This is a genomic window from Streptomyces phaeochromogenes (assembly GCF_001418655.1).
GTDB classification, from domain to species: Bacteria; Actinomycetota; Actinomycetes; order Streptomycetales; family Streptomycetaceae; genus Streptomyces; species Streptomyces phaeochromogenes.
This window is the reverse complement of the sequence record NZ_LIQZ01000015.1, coordinates 1-12,991: the sequence shown is the minus strand read 5'-3', so window position 1 is coordinate 12,991 and position 12,991 is coordinate 1. Positions and strand designations below refer to the sequence as shown.

Genomic DNA, 12,991 nt, shown 5'->3' with positions numbered 1-12,991 from the left:
CCCTGTTCGCTCAGGGCGAACGCCGCTTCGTCGGCTCGTCGTCGGCGCCCCACTCCACGTACGGCCCGTCGAAGTGTGCCGCGTGCCGCGGCGGGTGGGCCGCGGCTCCCAGGACGAAGACGTCCTGCGCGCCGTCGAGCACGCCACCGGACGGGTCGTCGTCACCGGACCGGCGCACCACGTCCCGCTCCGGCATGAAGATGTCTCGCACGATCACCGCGCACAGATACAGCGTCCCCAACAGGTGCACGGCGATGGCCAGTTGATACCCCTCTTGCGGCAGTCCCTTGTGGGCGTCTCCGCTGGTCGTGTACGCGAGGTACATCCAGATGCCGAGGAAGTACGCCACCTCGCACGCCTGCCAGATCAGGAAGTCCCGCCACTTCGGACGGGCCAGCACGGCGAGGGGCACCAGCCACAGCACGTACTGCGGCGAGTAGACCTTGTTGGTGAGGATGAAGGCCGCGACGATCAGGAACGCCAGTTGGGCGAAGCGCGGCCGGCGCGGAGCGGTCAGCGCGAGAGCCGCGACACCCACGCAGGAGATCAGCATCAGCACCGTGGCGAACGTGTTGACCGTGTCGGTGTCGAGCGGGGTCTCCATGCGCTGGGACAGGATGAGCCAGAAGGAGCCGAAGTCGACGCCGCGTTCCTGGCTGAACGTGTAGAACTTCGCCCAGCCCTCGGGCGCGAGCAGCATGACCGGAAGGTTCACGACCAGCCAGGAGCCGGCGGCGCCTAGCAGGGCGGTACCGAACTCCCGCCACCTGCCTGCACGCCAGCACAGTACGAGCAGTGGCCCGAGCAGCAGCGCGGGATAGAGCTTGGCGGCCGTGGCGAGCCCCAGCAAGACTCCGAAGGCAAGGGGACGGCTCCGTGCCCACATCAGCATCGCGGCGGCCGTCAGAGCGACGGCCAGCAGGTCCCAGTTGATCGTGGCGGTCAGCGCGAAAGCAGGCGCCAGAGCGACCAGCAGGCCGTCCCAGGGGCGCCGCCGGTGGGTGCGGGTCACGCAGACGGCGATGACGGCCGCGCACGCCATGAGCATCCCGGCGTTGACCATCCAGTAGACCTGCTCCTGGTCCTGGATGCTGCCGCTGCCCGGCGTCAGCCAGGAGGCGACCTCCATGAACACGCCGGTCAGCACCGGGTATTCGAGATACTCCATGTCGCCTTCGAGCTTGTCGAAGTACGGCACGAGCCCGTCGGCGAAGCCCCGTCCCTGATAAAGGTGCGGGATGTCCGAGTAGCAGGCATGCGTGTACTGCGAGCTGGCCCCGAAGAACCAGGCGCCGTCGTAGCAGGGCAGCTTCTGCACCATGCCGAGGGCGAACATGCCGATCGCGACGAGCGCGATGACCCGTACGGGAGTCCACCAGGACGTCCCGAGCAGCGCACGCCGCCCGAGAGGACCACCGAACAGTTCACTGCCGGTCGCGGCGACCGGGTCCTCCTTGGTCGGCCGCACCAGATCTGGCTCGTGCACGCTCGCGCGCGTCGTTTCTGCACTGGGCATGCCGCACATCCTGCCGTACGCGCCTAGGAATACGCCGAGGGCCGTCGCACCGAGTCGGTGCGACGGCCCTCGTTTCACGTGAAACACCTCACTGCGGATGTTTCACGTGAAACACCCCGTGGAGGCAGCTATCCGCTTGATCATCCGAAGATGCCGCCATTGCCATTACCTCTGGTATTGCCTGGATCTTCGGATTCCGTGGGTGAGGACGTCACCCCGCCGTCCGTGCCGCCGGTTTCAGTTCCGCCCGTTTCGGTCCCGCCGGTGTCCTCGCACTCGAAGGTGCCGAAGGGGCCACAGGTCTCGCTCGCGGAGGGCGAGGGAGTGGTCTCCGTCTCGCTCGGCTCCGTACTGGGCTCGGTCTGCTCCTCTTCGGACTCGGTGGGCGAGGGGGTCACGCTCGGGGTCGGAAGGTCGTTGACCACCACACCGATGGGCTCGGCCTCGGGGAAGTCCTCGGACGGCTCACCCTTGAGCGCCTGCTCCATGTAGTCGTGCCAGACCTCGGCCGGGAACGAGGCACCGTGGATGGTCTCCTGGCCACCCGTGCCGTACATCTCCAGGAACGGACGACTCTTCTTGGTCTCGTCGTCGTCCATGCGGTACATGCTGACCGCGGTCGACAGCTGCGGCGTGTACCCGACGAACCAGGCGGACTTGTTGCCGTCCGTCGTACCGGTCTTACCGGCCACCTCGCGGCCGTCGAGCTGGGCCGAGGTACCGGTTCCTTCCTCGACGACGGTCTTCAGGACGTCGGTGACGTTGTCGGCGACCGGCGCGGTGAAGGCTTCCTTGGTCGCGGACTTGTGCTTCCACACGCTGCCGCCTTCGTACTCGACGTCCTTGACCGAGAACGGCTCGTTCTGCTTCCCACTGGTCGCGAACGTCGCGTACGAGCCGGCCATGCGGATCGCGCTGGGGTCGGAGATACCGATGGAGAAGGACGGGAAGGTGGTACCCGTCAGACTGTTCGGCCTGAGACCGGCGTTTTCCGCTGCCTTCTTCACCTTGTCCAGACCGACATCCATGCCGAGCTGCACGAAGGCGGAGTTCGCCGACACCCTCATGGCCTCACGCAGGTCGATCCGGTAGTTCGGCGGAGCGCCGTACGACTCGTCGTCGTCGTTGGTCTGGAGCCACTCCTTGCCCTTGTCGTTCTTCCAGATACTGCCGTCGTACGTCTTGATCTTGAGTTTGTTCTTGCCGCTGTAGAAGCTGTCCGGCGAGACCTTGGTGCGTTCGTCCTGCGCCTGGGACTCCCCGAGGTCGGGGTCGCGCTTGCCGTCCTGCATGGCGGCCGCCAGGACGAACGGCTTGAACGTCGAACCGACCGCGGCACCGGTCTCGTCGGCGTTGTTGGTGAAGTGCTTGGTCGCGGACTCACCGCCGTAGATGGCGACGATGGCACCGTCCTTGGGATCCACGGAGGCCCCGCCGAACTGGACGTGTGTGTCGGTCTTCGGCCGGCGCTTTACGTCGAGGTTCTCCTTGCGGACCTTCTTCACGGCCTTCTCGAGGTCGGCGACCTTCTTCTTGTCGAAGGTCGTGTGGATCTCGTAGCCGCCCTGCCGGAGCTGTTCCTCGGTGATGTCGGTGTTGTTGATGACGTAGCCCTTGGCGAGATCGACGAGATAGCCGATCTGACCGCCCAGCTCGGAGCTGGACCGCGGGTTCTGGAGCTTGGGGAGCTCCGTGTACTTGGCCCGCTCCGTGGCCGACAGGTGCCCGTCCTTGACCATTTCACTCAGGATCCAGCTCCAGCGGTCCCTGGCCCGCTTGGTGTTGGCCTCTTGCGTGGCCCCGGGGTCGATCGCCGTCGCTCCTGCGGGGTCGTAGTACGTGGCGCCCTTCAGAACGGCGGCGAGGAGAGCGCACTCACTGGCGTTCAGATCGGTCGCGTCCTTGCCGAAGTACGAACGCGCCGCCGCCTGGAGGCCATAGGAGGTACGGCCGTAGTAGGCGGTGTTCAGGTACCCCGCCATGACCTCCTCCTTGGGCTCGGTGCGGCCCACCTTGATGGAGACGAGGAGTTCCTTGAACTTCCGGGACATCGTCTGCGACTGGTCGTTCAGCATCGCGTTCTTCACGTACTGCTGGGTGATGGTCGAGCCGCCCTGCGTCTCGCCGCCCTTGGCCATGTTGAAGAGCGCTCGGCCGATACCCACGGGGTCGATGCCCTTGTCGGTCTCGAACTTCTTGTTCTCGGCCGACATGACGGCGTACCGCATCGCCTCGGGAATCTGCTCGTACTTGATGTTCTGGCGGTTGGTCTCACCGCCCGTGGACACCATCGGCTTGTTGTTGGCCCAGTAGTAGACGTTGTTCTGCGCCTTCGCGGCGGCAGCGACGTCCGGCACGCCCACCATGGCGTACGCGATGCCCGCCACGGCCATCAGGCTGCCGCAGAAGCCGATGAACGTACCCGTCACGAGCTTCCACGAGGGCATCCAACGTGCCCATCCGTACTTGCCCGCGCGCGGATAGTCGATGATCCGCTTCTTGTAGGGGTCGGGCTCGCGCCCTCTGCCCCGCCCAGGGCCGTTCGGCCCGCCGGGACCACCACGCCGGCCACCACCGTGGCCGCCATGCCCCGCCCCGTCGGCGGCTCTGCGCCTGCCACCGCTGGTGCTGCTTCTCTGTGCCGCCCGTCGGGCCTCGGCACGGCTGCCGAACGGGCGCTCCTCACCTCCCGAGTCATAGGAGTCGGAAGGAGACCCGGTGGCGCTCCGCGGCGCCGCACGGCGGCCGGAGGACGACCCGGTCTGGCCGCGTCGGGCCGCGGCACGTCCGCCGCCTTGCGGCTGCGGCGGTTTGCGACGGTGCTCGCTCATCGAACGATTACTCCTCGGGCAGGCGCACCTGAGCGCGCCTGGAAACGGCGGCTGGTTTCCGGTCCCCCCGAAGTACGGATGCGGTCGTTCTTACATTCATCCGTACTGCACCGAGGACGAGGACGTCCCCATGCGTCACTCGGTTCCCGGTGGTTTGCATGGCGCACAGACTACGCACCGTCAAAACCTGCCTAGCACCGAAGTTCACCCCAAATCAGGCAACTTGCTTCCTACGAATTGGTGATGTGACCCCGTTCACGATGCCCCCTCTTGTCGCATGCGTCGGACCGATCTATCGTTCTGATGTATCGAGTCGATACATCAGCTCGGCATAAAGACCGTCACGGCAAGACCGCGGCAGAGAGGAGGCGACGATGAGCCGGCGTTCCGGGATCCTCGAGTTCGCCGTCCTCGGCCTGCTCCGCGAGTCCCCGATGCACGGCTATGAGCTGCGCAAACGCCTCAATACGTCACTGGGTGTGTTCCGTGCGTTCAGCTACGGGACGCTCTACCCCTGCCTCAAGACGCTGGTCGCCAACGGCTGGTTGATCGAGGAGCCGGGGAACACCCCCGAGGACGCGCTCGCGGCGCCACTCTCAGGGCGTCGCGCCAAGATCGTCTATCGGTTGACGGCCGAAGGTAAGGAGCATTTCGAGGACCTGCTCTCACAGACGGGTCCCGACGCGTACGAGGACGAGCACTTCGCCGCTCGCTTCGCCTTCTTCGGCCAGACGTCACGGGACGTACGGATGCGGGTCCTCGAAGGTCGCCGCAGCCGTCTGGAGGAGCGCCTGGAGAAGATGCGTGCCTCTTTGGCGCGCACCCGGGAGCGCCTCGACGACTACACCCTTGAGCTCCAGCGCCACGGAATGGAGTCCGTGGAGCGCGAAGTGCGCTGGCTGAACGAGCTCATCGAGAGCGAGCGGGCCGGACGGGACCAGCAGCGTCCCGGACCGGACGGCTCCGCTCAGCAGGACAGCACATCTGGGGAGTCGGGCGGCCTGCCCCGGCCCGGGGACAATCCCGGGCCGGATCCGTCCGATGACACTGCCACGTGAAGTCCCCTCAGGGCTTCACCGAGTACACACAGGGAGCAACCGGAATGGGTTCGGTTCGCGTAGCCATCGTCGGCGTGGGCAACTGCGCCGCCTCGCTGGTACAGGGCGTCGAGTACTACAAGGATGCCGATCCGGCGTCCAAGGTGCCCGGCCTGATGCACGTCCAGTTCGGCGACTACCACGTGGGTGACGTCGAGTTCGTCGCCGCCTTCGACGTCGACGCGAAGAAGGTCGGCCTCGACCTCTCGGACGCCATCGGTGCCAGCGAGAACAACACCATCAAGATCTGCGACGTCCCCAGCAAGGGCGTCACGGTCCAGCGCGGTCACACCTACGACGGTCTCGGCAAGTACTACCGCGAGACCATCGAGGAGTCCGCCGAGGCCCCGGTCGACATCGTCCAGATCCTCAAGGACAAGCAGGTCGACGTCCTCGTCTGCTACCTGCCCGTCGGTTCCGAGGACGCGGCGAAGTTCTATGCCCAGGCCGCCATCGACGCCAAGGTCGCCTTCGTCAACGCTCTGCCGGTCTTCATCGCCGGCACCAAGGAGTGGGCGGACAAGTTCACCGAGGCGGGCGTCCCGATCGTCGGCGACGACATCAAGTCGCAGGTCGGCGCCACCATCACGCACCGCGTGATGGCGAAGCTGTTCGAGGACCGCGGTGTCCGCCTTGAGCGCACGATGCAGCTCAACGTCGGCGGCAACATGGACTTCAAGAACATGCTGGAGCGCGACCGCCTCGAGTCCAAGAAGATCTCGAAGACGCAGGCCGTCACCTCGCAGATCCCGGACCGCGACATGGGCGCGAAGAACGTCCACATCGGTCCCTCGGACTACGTGGCCTGGCTGGACGACCGCAAGTGGGCGTACGTCCGCCTCGAGGGCCGTGCCTTCGGTGACGTCCCGCTGAACCTGGAGTACAAGCTCGAGGTCTGGGACTCCCCGAACTCGGCGGGTGTCATCATCGACGCCCTGCGCGCCGCGAAGATCGCCAAGGACCGTGGCATCGGCGGCCCGATCCTCTCCGCGTCGAGCTACTTCATGAAGTCGCCGCCGGTCCAGTACTTCGACGACGAGGCCTACGACAACGTCGAGAAGTTCATCAAGGGCGAGGTCGAGCGCTAAAACGCTTGATGTGCCGCTCTGTTGAGGGTCCCCGGGTCGCAAGCCCGGGGACCCTCCTCGTATGTGAGGCTGTGCCCATGGCTGTCGTGCGTGACCTGCGCGTCCTCCTGCGCTTCGGGAACTTCCGGCGTCTGCTCGCCGTCCGGCTGTTGTCGCAGGGGGCCGACGGCGTCTATCAGGTCGCGCTCGCCACATACGTCGTCTTCTCACCGGAGAAGCAGACCTCGGCGGCGGCGATCGCCTCGGCGATGGCGGTCCTGCTGCTCCCGTACTCCCTCGTCGGCCCCTTCGCCGGCGTCCTGCTGGACCGCTGGCGGCGCCGCCAGGTCTTCCTGTACGGAAACCTGCTGCGGGCAGTGCTGGCCGCCCTGACGGCCGTCCTCATGCTGAGCGGCGTGCCGGACTGGCTCTTCTACGCATCCGCCCTGTGCGTGACCGCGGTCAACCGGTTCGTCCTGGCCGGCCTGTCCGCTGCCCTGCCCCGCGTCGTCGACTCCGAGCGCCTGGTGATGGCCAACTCCCTTTCGCCCACGGCCGGAACGCTGGCCGCGACCCTGGGCGGCGGTCTCGCCTTCGTCGTCCGTCTGGTCGCCTCGGACTCCGACGCGGCGGTCGTCCTCGTCGGAGCGGCCCTCTACGTGTGCTCCGCGCTCGCCTCGCTGCGACTGGCGCCGGAACTTCTGGGCCCCGACCGGGAGTTGGTGCATCCACGCTTGAAGGCGGCCCTGGTCGGCACGGCACACGGCCTGACGTCAGGCGTACGTCATCTGGCCCAGCCCCCACGACGGGAGGCTGCCCGGGCTCTGGTCGCGATGACGCTGATGCGGTTCTGCTACGGCGCCCTGACGGTCATGGTGCTGATGCTCTGCCGGTACGCCTGGTCGTCGGGCTCGGACGACGACGGGCTCGCCCTCCTGGGCCTGGCCGTGGGGATCTCCGGAGCGGGCTTCTTCGCCGCGGCGGTGCTGACCCCGGCGGCGGTCGGCCGGCTCGGGCCGAGCGGCTGGATCATCGCCTGTGCGGGATCCGCCGCGGTCCTGGAGCCGGCGCTCGGGCTGCCGTTCGCCGAAGTCCCCATACTGGTCGCGGCCTTCGTCCTCGGCGTGACCACCCAGGGCGCGAAGATCGCCACGGACACCGTGGTCCAGTCGTCCGTCGACGACGGCTTCCGTGGCCGGATCTTCGCCGTCTACGACGTTCTGTTCAACGTGGCCTTCGTCGCCGCCGCCGCGGTGGCCGCGCTGATGCTGCCTCCTGACGGCCGCTCAGTCCCGCTGGTGGTCACGGTGGCCGTTATCTACGGGGCAGTTGCTGCGACTATGGCCCGCTTTGCGCTTCAGTAAGTGTCACATCAATGACACAGAGCCACTGTGGGCTACAGAGTTGTCAGTGGCGGCCGGTAGCTTACGTGCGTCTTATTTCGCGCCACGCGCTCCTACGTCCGAGGGGGACCCTCAAAGTGACCACTCCGCCGCCCCAAGGCCAGAACCCGTTCGCACAGGGGCAGCCGCCTCAGGGCCAGAACCCCTACGGTCAGCCCCCGAGCGGGAACCCGTACGGCCAGCCGCAGCCCGGAGACCCGCAGCAGTCCCCGTCCCCGTACTTCAACCAGGGTGCACCGGTTCCGCCGCCGGCCGCTCCGGCGCGTAGCGGCTTCAAGAAGTACCTGCGGTTCATCATCCCCGTGGCCGTGCTGTCCATAGCCGCCGGAACCTACTTCTTCGGTGGCGACGACGCCACGAAGCTCCAGGCCGGCGATTGCCTGCGCAACACGGGCTCCGACTCCAACGCCACGGTCGAGAAACTCGACTGCAGCGACTCGAAGGCCACCCACAAGGTTCTGGCGAAGAAGGACGGCTCCAGCCTGGCGCAGCTCGCCTGCCAGTCCGTCCAGGGCACCACTGCTGCTCTCTCCTGGCAGGAAGGGTCCGACTCCTTCGTGCTCTGCCTGGCGGACAACAAGTAGGAGCGGTACAGACGCGAGGGGCGTTGTTTCACGTGAAACAACGCCCCTCGGCATGTCCTGGTCCGGGAAAGCGAGTCATGTTTCACGTGAAACATGGCCCCGACTCGCATCCTCAGCTCTGCGCGGCCCACCACTCCTTGAGCGCCGACACCGCTGCGTCGTACTCCATGGGCCCGTTCTCCAGACGCAGTTCCATGAGGAACTTGTAGGCCTGCCCGATGACCGGGCCGGGCGCGACACCCAGGACCTCCATGATCTGGTTGCCGTCGAGGTCCGGCCGGATCGCGTCCAGCTCCTCCTGCTCCTGGAGCTGGGCGATGCGCTCCTCCAGGCCGTCGTACGCGCGGGAGAGCGCGGTGGCCTTGCGCTTGTTGCGCGTCGTGCAGTCCGAGCGGGTCAGCTTGTGGAGGCGGTCGAGGAGCGGGCCCGCATCACGTACGTACCGGCGGACCGCGGAGTCCGTCCACTCCCCGGTGCCGTAGCCGTGGAAGCGCAGGTGCAGCTCGACCAGACGCGAGACGTCCTTCACGAGCTCATTGGAGTACTTGAGCTCGGTCATCCGCTTCTTGGTCATCTTGGCGCCCACCACCTCGTGGTGGTGGAAGGAGACCCGGCCGTCGTCCTCGAAACGGCGCGTCCGAGGCTTGCCGATGTCATGCAGCAGTGCGGCCAGGCGCAGTGTCAGGTCGGGACCCTCCTCCTCCAGCGCCATCGCCTGCTCCAGGACGATCAGCGTGTGGTCGTAGACGTCCTTGTGCCGATGGTGCTCATCCCTCTCCAGGCGCAGCGCAGGCAGCTCGGGCAGCACCCGGTCGGCGAGCCCGGTGTCGACGAGCAGCGTCAGTCCCTTCCGCGGGTGCGCGGACAGAACCAGCTTGTTCAGCTCGTCGCGCACGCGCTCGGAGGAGACGATCTCGATGCGCTCCGACATGGCTTTCATCGCCGCGACGACGTCCGGCGCCACCTCGAAGTCGAGCTGCGCGGCGAACCGGGCGGCCCGCATCATCCGCAGCGGGTCGTCGGAGAAAGAGGCCTCGGGTGTGCTCGGAGTCCGCAGAACGCGCGCGGCAAGATCGTCGAGCCCGCCGTGCGGATCGATGAACTCCTTCTCGGGGAGCGCCACGGCCATCGCGTTCACCGTGAAGTCACGGCGCACCAGGTCCTGCTCGATCGAGTCGCCGTACGAGACCTCGGGCTTGCGCGAGGTCCGGTCGTACGCCTCAGACCGGTAGGTCGTCACCTCGATCTGGAAGCTCTGGCTGACGTCTCCGACGCGTGCGTCCTTCTGCCCACCGACCGTGCCGAAGGCGATTCCGACCTCCCACACGGCGTCCGCCCAGGGCCGCATGATCTTCAGTACGTCCTCGGGCCGGGCGTCGGTCGTGAAGTCGAGGTCGTTGCCGAGCCGGCCGAGGAGGGCGTCCCGGACCGAGCCGCCGACCAGGGCGAGGGAGAACCCGGCCTCCTGGAAACGGCGGGCGAGCTCATCGGCGACGGGGGACACCCGCAGCAGTTCGCTCACCGCGCGGCTCTGCACCTGGTTCAGGGCACTGGGATTGTCTTCGTTGGCGTTCGGCACAACAGAAAAGGGTACGTGGCCCGGACCCCCGCGGGCGCCTCCATTAAACGTGCACGGACACCTTGCCCCGTCCCTGCGGAGACCTCACCACTGATAGGCGGACATAGTGGGACAGTGCGGTCTCGTCTCCGATCTTGTGGACCGGACCGCGGCACTTACCCTCGGCGCGCATCGTTACCATGCGTGGACGCACATTCCGACGACCACTGACGACGACGAGGGACGGGCGAGCGCGTGGCCGAGGCGGCAGACTTCCAGGGGATGACTCCCTCACCTGCCCGCCGCTGGCTGCGGCGCACCGGGGCGCTGCTGGCCGCGGCTCCCCTGCTGGCCGGCCTCTGCCAGCTGCCCGTGGCGCCGTCCGCCTACGCGGCCGAGAACAGCGCCGCAGCGGAGGTCTCCGGCTCCCGTACGGTCGATGTCTCCCTGGACACGCTCAGCCCTCGCGTGCCCTCCGACGGGGACACGCTCACCGTCTCCGGCAGGATCGTCAACAAGGGCAAGCAGACGGTCACGGACGCATACGTCGGTCTCCGCGTGGGCCCGACGATGAACGGCCGCTCGGCGATCGACGATGCCGCCCGGAGCAACCCGTACGCGGGTACGGACGTCGGCGGCAAGTACGTCGCGAAGTTCGCCAAGCTCGCGCCGGGTGTCCCGCAGACCTTCAGCATCTCCGTCCCAGTCGACAAGCTGCCCCTCAACTCCGACGGTGTGTACCAGCTCGGAGTCACGCTCACCGGCCGGACCGCCGCCGCGGCGTACGACCAGATCCTCGGCATCGAGCGGACCTTCCTGCCGTGGCAGCCCGACGCGGCGGACACGAAGACCCGGACCACGTATCTCTGGCCGCTCATCTCCACCTCCCACATGACGGCCGAGACGGGTTCGAACGAGCAGCAGACCCCCGTCTTCAAGGACGACGACCTGGCCGCGGAGATCGCCCCCGGCGGGCGCCTGCAGCAGCTCCTCTCTCTCGGCAAGAACCTCGACGTCACCTGGGTCGTCGACCCGGATCTGCTGGCCTCCGTCGACGCGATGACCCGCAGCTACCGCGTTCAGGTGAGCGGCTCCAGCACGAGGACCACGGCGGGCACGCACCAGGCGGTGGCCCAGCAGTGGCTCTCCGAGCTGGAGAAAACGGTCGAGAACGAGGAAGTCGTCGCTCTCCCGTTCGCCGACCCTGATCTGGCGTCGCTGGCCCACAACGGAAAGACCGCCACCGGGTCGCTCAGCCGTCTCAAGGACGCCACCACGGTGGCCGCGACGACGGTGGAGTCGATCCTCCACGTGACGCCCAGCACGGACTACGCCTGGCCCGCGAACGGCGCGATCGACCCCTCGATCGTCAAGGTCGCCACCTCGGCCGGAGCCGACACGGTGATCTCCCGCAGCGACAGCCTGAAGGAGGCCGGAAGCCTGCCGTACACGCCCTCCGCGGCGCGTCCGATCGGCGGCGGCACCACAGCGGTGGTCGCGGACGCCCGTCTGTCCACTGCGTTCCAGGGCGACATGACGGTGGCGGGCAACTCCACCCTCGCCGTGCAGAAGTTTCTCGCCCAGAGCCTGATGTTCTCGCTCCAGGTCCCGGACAAACAGCGCAGCATCGTGGTCGCCCCACAGCGCATGCCGACCTCCAGCCAGGCCCAGGCGATGGCACAGGCGCTGACAGCGCTCCAGGACGGAAACTGGTCCCAGTCGGCGGACCTGTCCGCGGCCACCAAGGCAAAGCCGGACGCGGGCGCCACCACGCGGGTCCCGTCGGCGAGGTCGTACCCCTCCTCGCTGCGCAGGCAGGAGCTGCCGCAGACGGCCTTCGAGCAGATCGAGCGCACGCAGGACGACCTCGACAGCTTCCAGGTGATCCTCGCGGACAAATCCCGCGTGGCCACCCCCTTCGGACGGGCCATGGACCGGTCGATGTCCACGTCCTGGCGCGGTCGCAGCACCGATGCGACGCTCTACCGCGACGGCGTGGAGGCGTACCTCACCCTGCTCACCGAGAGCGTCGGACTGATCGAGAAGTCCGAGGCGAAGCTGTCGGGCCGCAGCGCCACGATCCCCGTGACGGTGCAGAACAACCTCGTCCAGGGTGTCGATCACCTGACGCTGCGCCTGACCTCGACCCAGCCGAGCCGCCTCAGCATCGGCGACGGCGCTTACGACGAACAGCCGGTCACGGTCTCGGGCGGACACAGCCAGTCGGTGAAGTTCACCACCAACGCTCACGCCAACGGCCGGGCGGGAGTCGTCGCCCAGCTGTTCACGGAGGACGGCCGGCCGTACGGTCCCGAAGTCGCCTTCGACGTGAAGGTCACCGAGATCACCGCCACGGTGATGCTGGTCATCGCCGGTGGTGTTCTGCTGCTCGTGCTCGCCGGATTCCGGATGTACACCCAGCGCAAGCGCGCGGCCACCCGCCAGGCCACGCAGGAATCCGAGAACGCCCAAGCGGACGGCGAGGACGAGGACGCTCCCGAAGCGTCCGAAGCCGAGTCGCGGGCACACGAGCCGGAGCACCCGAGTGACCCTTCACCGGACACCGCAGCGGAAATCACGGACCCGTCCGGCACTGGTGAGAGAGTGGACCGTTGAGCGATGTCGCGGCCGGTGGGCCCGGGGACGATGAGGTGGGGTAACCATGAACGCGCCGTACGACGGTGACCGCGGTCAGGGCGCGGGCGGCTCCGGCCACCCCGACGACCCGCCGCAGGGCCCGCCGGAGCCCGGCGAGGTGCCTCAGCAACCCGCACCCGACGTGTACCTCCAGGATGCCTACGCCCAGGATCCCTACCGGGCGCAGGACCTCACCGCCCAGGACCCTGTCACCGAGGCTCTCTACGACCGCGCCGCGCATCCCCCGCCGCCGCCCGGCACCTACCAGCCGCAGCCCCCGCTCTACGCTCAGCCGCCC

The 12,991-nt window shown here is 67.6% G+C and carries 8 protein-coding genes and 1 pseudogene; 6 read left to right on the top strand and 3 right to left on the bottom strand.

Annotation, left to right across the window (positions count from 1 at the left end; translation table 11 throughout):
• Positions 1–10: 10 nt before the first annotated feature.
• Positions 11–1,525 (bottom strand): glycosyltransferase family 87 protein, encoded by a 1,515-nt coding sequence (locus AOK17_RS02615; RefSeq protein ID WP_055610614.1) that lies wholly within the window; start codon positions 1,523–1,525, stop codon positions 11–13.
• Positions 1,526–1,656: 131 nt separating this feature from the next.
• Complete coding sequence (locus AOK17_RS02610) at positions 1,657–4,347, bottom strand: transglycosylase domain-containing protein (protein WP_079052752.1); 2,691 nt, start codon at positions 4,345–4,347, stop codon at positions 1,657–1,659.
• A gap of 374 nt (positions 4,348–4,721) precedes the next feature.
• On the opposite strand from AOK17_RS02610, the gene AOK17_RS02605 reads away from it, so the two are divergent.
• The 4 genes from AOK17_RS02605 to AOK17_RS02590 all read left to right on the top strand — a co-directional run bounded on the left by AOK17_RS02605 (position 4,722) and on the right by AOK17_RS02590 (position 8,498).
• On the top strand, positions 4,722–5,405 hold the full coding sequence (locus AOK17_RS02605) for a PadR family transcriptional regulator (protein WP_055610612.1): 684 nt from the start codon (positions 4,722–4,724) through the stop codon (positions 5,403–5,405).
• Between the two features lie 44 nt (positions 5,406–5,449).
• A complete protein-coding gene (locus AOK17_RS02600) occupies positions 5,450–6,532 on the top strand; it encodes an inositol-3-phosphate synthase (protein ID WP_055610611.1) in 1,083 nt (360 codons plus the stop codon).
• 77 nt (positions 6,533–6,609) lie between these two features.
• The gene (locus tag AOK17_RS02595) at positions 6,610–7,875 is read left to right on the top strand and encodes an MFS transporter (RefSeq protein WP_055610610.1); all 1,266 of its coding nucleotides are present in this window, start codon (positions 6,610–6,612) and stop codon (positions 7,873–7,875) included.
• A 116-nt stretch (positions 7,876–7,991) separates the two neighbouring features.
• Positions 7,992–8,498 (top strand): LppU/SCO3897 family protein, encoded by a 507-nt coding sequence (locus AOK17_RS02590; protein WP_055610609.1) that lies wholly within the window; start codon positions 7,992–7,994, stop codon positions 8,496–8,498.
• A 112-nt stretch (positions 8,499–8,610) separates the two neighbouring features.
• On the opposite strand, the gene AOK17_RS02585 is transcribed toward AOK17_RS02590, so the two are convergent.
• On the bottom strand, positions 8,611–10,077 hold the full coding sequence (locus AOK17_RS02585; RefSeq protein WP_055610608.1) for a CCA tRNA nucleotidyltransferase: 1,467 nt from the start codon (positions 10,075–10,077) through the stop codon (positions 8,611–8,613).
• A gap of 234 nt (positions 10,078–10,311) precedes the next feature.
• On the opposite strand from AOK17_RS02585, the gene AOK17_RS02580 reads away from it, so the two are divergent.
• Together AOK17_RS02580 and AOK17_RS02575 are read left to right on the top strand one after the other, a co-directional pair.
• Positions 10,312–12,672: a DUF6049 family protein gene (locus AOK17_RS02580; RefSeq protein ID WP_055610607.1), complete on the top strand. Its 2,361-nt coding sequence runs from the start codon at positions 10,312–10,314 to the stop codon at positions 12,670–12,672.
• A gap of 46 nt (positions 12,673–12,718) precedes the next feature.
• Positions 12,719–12,991: pseudogene (locus AOK17_RS02575) on the top strand (murein biosynthesis integral membrane protein MurJ); the annotation flags it as partial.

Coding starts and splice junctions, on each gene's coding strand:
- AOK17_RS02615 (WP_055610614.1), bottom strand. CDS start 1,525: ATGTGCGGCATGCCCAGTGCAGAAACGACGCGCGCGAGCGTGCACGAG.
- AOK17_RS02600 (WP_055610611.1), top strand. CDS start 5,450: ATGGGTTCGGTTCGCGTAGCCATCGTCGGCGTGGGCAACTGCGCCGCC.
- AOK17_RS02605 (WP_055610612.1), top strand. CDS start 4,722: ATGAGCCGGCGTTCCGGGATCCTCGAGTTCGCCGTCCTCGGCCTGCTC.
- AOK17_RS02595 (WP_055610610.1), top strand. CDS start 6,610: ATGGCTGTCGTGCGTGACCTGCGCGTCCTCCTGCGCTTCGGGAACTTC.
- AOK17_RS02610 (WP_079052752.1), bottom strand. CDS start 4,347: ATGAGCGAGCACCGTCGCAAACCGCCGCAGCCGCAAGGCGGCGGACGT.